Origin of the sequence: Cellulomonas endophytica, from assembly GCF_004123805.1 — a bacterium.
Taxonomy (GTDB): Bacteria; Actinomycetota; Actinomycetes; order Actinomycetales; family Cellulomonadaceae; genus Cellulomonas; species Cellulomonas endophytica.
This window is the reverse complement of the sequence record NZ_RWJX01000143.1, coordinates 1-3,497: the sequence shown is the minus strand read 5'-3', so window position 1 is coordinate 3,497 and position 3,497 is coordinate 1. Positions and strand designations below refer to the sequence as shown.

General features: G+C 81.4%; 3 protein-coding genes. All 3 read left to right on the top strand.

The features are described 5' to 3' along the window. A partial coding sequence (locus EJA20_RS18230) for a PH domain-containing protein (RefSeq protein WP_129339922.1) occupies positions 1-1,212 on the top strand: 1,212 nt, incomplete at its 5' end. After that, positions 1,209-2,339 (top strand): Rossmann-like and DUF2520 domain-containing protein, encoded by a 1,131-nt coding sequence (locus tag EJA20_RS18225; protein ID WP_129339921.1) that lies wholly within the window; start codon positions 1,209-1,211, stop codon positions 2,337-2,339. The genes EJA20_RS18230 and EJA20_RS18225, both read left to right, overlap by 4 nt. Next, positions 2,336-3,445 carry a pantoate--beta-alanine ligase gene (gene panC, locus EJA20_RS18220; protein WP_129339920.1) on the top strand — a complete coding sequence of 370 codons (1,110 nt, stop codon included), beginning with the start codon at positions 2,336-2,338 and terminating at the stop codon, positions 3,443-3,445. Before EJA20_RS18225 ends, panC begins: the two co-directional genes overlap by 4 nt. Positions 3,446-3,497 lie beyond the last annotated feature (52 nt).

Genomic DNA, 3,497 nt, shown 5'->3' with positions numbered 1-3,497 from the left:
GCGCCCGATGCCGGCACCCCCGGGGCCGAGGGGCCCGGCGCCGCTGCCGCGGCGCCGGGCGGCCGTCCCCGCGCGGGCTCGGCGGGCGGGCCGGCGTTCGAGACGGCGCCGGAGCGCGTCGTGTACGAGGTGCCCGCCGGCCGCGTGGTCGGCTCCGTCCTGCGGTCGGGCACCGCGCTCTGGCTCCTCGTCGGGGCGGTCGCCGTCGTGGTCGCCGGGGTCGTGCTCGAGTCCTTCGGCACCTTCGTCTTCCTGCTCGCGCCCGCCCTCGGCGCGGTCGGCTGGGTAGCGGGCCGCCTCAACCACGGCATCGGCTTCCGCGCGGCGACCTCGCCCGACGGCATCCGGCTGCGCCACGGGCTGACGGAGGCCCGCCGCCAGACCGTGCCGCCCGGCCGGGTGCAGGCCGTCCGGCTCACGCAGCCGCTGCTGTGGCGCGGTCCGGACTGGTGGCGCGTGGACATGAACGTCGCGGGCTACGGCGGCGCGGCCGACAGCGCGCAGAACCAGACCGTGCTGCTGCCCGTCGGGACCCGCGACGAGGCCGTCACGGCGGTCTGGCTCGTGCTGCCCGACCTCGGCGTCGAGGACCCGCGCGCCCTGCTCGACACCCTGCTCTCGGCCGACCCGGCGGCGCGGGCGGGGGCGCTGACGTCCCCGCGGGGCGCCCGCTGGGTCGACCCCGTCGCGTGGCGCCGCCGTGCTGCGGTCGTCACGCCCCGCGCGCTGCTCAGCCGCACGGGACGTCTCGAGCGCGTCGTGGAGGTCGTGCCGCACGAGCGCACGCAGTCCCTCGGCACCACGCAGGGCCCGCTGCAGCGGCGCCTGGGGCTCGCGTCCGTGCGCCTGCACTCCACGCCCGGTCCCGTGAGCCCGTCCGTGGACCACCTCGGCGCCGCCACGGCCGCCGCCCTCCTCGACGAGCTCGCCGACCGCGCCCGCGCCGCACGGGCCGGCGCGGGCCCCGAGCAGTGGATGCGCACCGCCGACGCCGGCTCCGTCGCCGACCCCGTGGCCGGTCCCGTGGCCGACCCCGTGGCCGACCTCGTGCCCGCCCCGGTGCCCGCTCCGGTGGACGCCCCCGTGCCCTCCGCCGCGACCCCCGGCCAGCCGGGCGGCACCGGCGGGGCCGCACCCACCGGCGTGCCGTCGCCCGGCCCGGCGGCGTCCCCGGACGGCGGTCGAGCGGCGCTCGACGAGGGGGCCCGGTGAGCGAGGCGGGGGCCCCGGCGGGCCGACCGGGGCGGCTCGGGGTCGGCGTCGTCGGAACGGGCCGCGTGGGCGCGGTGCTCGGCAGCGCCCTGCGCGCCGCCGGCCACCCCGTCGTCGCCGTGAGCGCCGTGAGCGAGGCGTCCCGGGAGCGGGCGGCGTCGCTGCTGCCCGGGGTACCCGTCGTCGACGTGCCGGAGGTCGTCCGGCGCGCGGAGCTCGTGCTGCTCACGGTCCCCGACGACGCGCTGGCGCCCCTCGTGGCCGGCGCCGCGGAGCTGGGCCTGTGGCAGCCGGGGCAGATCCTCGTGCACACCGCGGGCCGGTTCGGGGTCGGCGTGCTCGACCCCGCCCGGGCGGCCGGCGTCATCCCCGTGGCGCTGCACCCGGCGATGACGTTCACCGGCACGTCGCTGGACCTGTCGCGGCTCGTCGGGTGCGGCTTCGCGGTGACGGCGCCGGCGGCCGTGCTGCCCATCGGCCAGGCGCTCGTCGTGGAGGTCGGCGGCGAGCCCGTCGTCGTGGCAGAGGAGGACCGGGCGCTGTACCACGCGGCCCTCGCGCACGGGGCGAACCACCTCGTCGTGCTCGTGGCGCAGGCGGCGGAGGCGCTCGCGGCGGCGGGTGTCGCCGAGCCCGGCCGCGTCCTCGGGCCCCTCCTGGGCGCCGCGCTGGACGGCGCGGTGCGCAACGAGCTCCCGGACCGGCCGGGGCACCGGGGCCCGGGGGCCCTGGCCGCCCTCACGGGGCCCGTCCGTCGCGGGGACGCGGGCACGGTCGCGGAGCACGTCGCGGCGCTGAGCGGCCACGCCGCCCGCACGGGCGCGGTCGACGTGCTCGCGGGGTACCGGACGCTCGCGCGCTCGGCCACGGGCCGCGCCCTGGCCGCCGGCTTCGTCGACGACGCCGCCGCCCAGCGGCTGCTGGACGCGCTGGGGGACGCGCCGCCCGGCCCGGCGGCGGACGGCACGGCGGACGGCGCGGCGGACGGCACGGCGGACGGCACGGCGGACGGCACGGCGGACGGCACGGCGGACGGCGCGGCGGACGGCACGGCGGACGGGACCGGCCGGGTGGACGACGACGGCGGGGACGGGCCGGCCCCGGACGCAGGCGGAGGACGGGCATGAGCACGGGACGGGGAGCGGACGTGGCGGGGCGGGCGGGGACGGAGCCGGGCGGCCGGCCGCAGGGCACGGCGCAGCACGACGGGCGGCGCGGCCCGCGGCTCGTGCGGACGCGCCCGGAGCTGGTGGCGGCGCTGGCCGACGGGGCTGCGCGCGGCGTCGGTGCGGGCGGGCCGGACGGCGACGGGGTCGCCGGTCGTGCCGTCGTCATGACGATGGGCGCGCTGCACGAGGGCCACCTCGCACTCGTGCGCGCGGCGCGGGCGGCGGCGTCCACGGTCGTCGTGACGATCTTCGTCAACCCCCTGCAGTTCGGTCCGGGCGAGGACCTCGACCGCTACCCCCGGGACCTCGCGGGCGACCTCGCGCTGCTGTCCGGCCCGGGGCTGCTCGGGGCGGGGGACGTGGTCTTCGCGCCGGAGCCGGCGACGGTCTACCCCGACGGCGACCCGGCGGTCCGCGTGCACGCGGGGCCGCTCGGCGACGTGCTCGAGGGCGCCGTGCGCCCCGGCCACCTCGACGGGGTGCTCACGGTCGTCCTCAAGCTGCTCCACCTCGTCGCGCCCGACGTCGCCCTCTTCGGCCGCAAGGACGCCCAGCAGCTCGCGGCGGTGCGGCGGATGGTCCGCGACCTCGACGTGCCCGTCGAGATCCGCCCGGTGCCGACGGAGCGCGAGGCGGACGGCCTGGCGCGCAGCAGCCGCAACGCCTACCTCGCGCCGGACGCCCGCCGCCGGGCCCGCGCCCTGCCCGCCGCCCTCGCCGCGGCCGCGGACGCCGCCGACGCCGGCGCGGGGGCGGAGGCCGTCGTCGCCGCCGCCCGTCGCGCCCTCGCCGCGGGCCTCGCCGCGGGCCTCGTCACGGGCACCGGGAACGGCCCCGCGAAGGTCCCGGGCCCCGACGCCGTGGACTACGTGGCGCTCGTCGACCCCGACGGCTTCACGCCGGTGCCGCCCGACGGGCGGGGCGCCGCCCTGCTGCTGCTCGCGGCGCGGGTCGGCGGGACGCGGCTCATCGACAACGCCGAGCTCGTGCTCCGCCCCCGGACGGCGGACGCCGCGCCCGGGACGGCCGGCGCGGCCGACCCCGCCGCGCGGGCCCTGCCGTGACCCTCGCGCCGGAGGCGGTCGGCGCCCGGCCGGTGCCCGGCGGCGCCGCGGG

Bases quoted from the DNA above. Each gene is read 5' to 3' on its own strand.
- panC (WP_129339920.1), top strand. From the start codon at position 2,336: ATGAGCACGGGACGGGGAGCGGACGTGGCGGGGCGGGCGGGGACGGAG.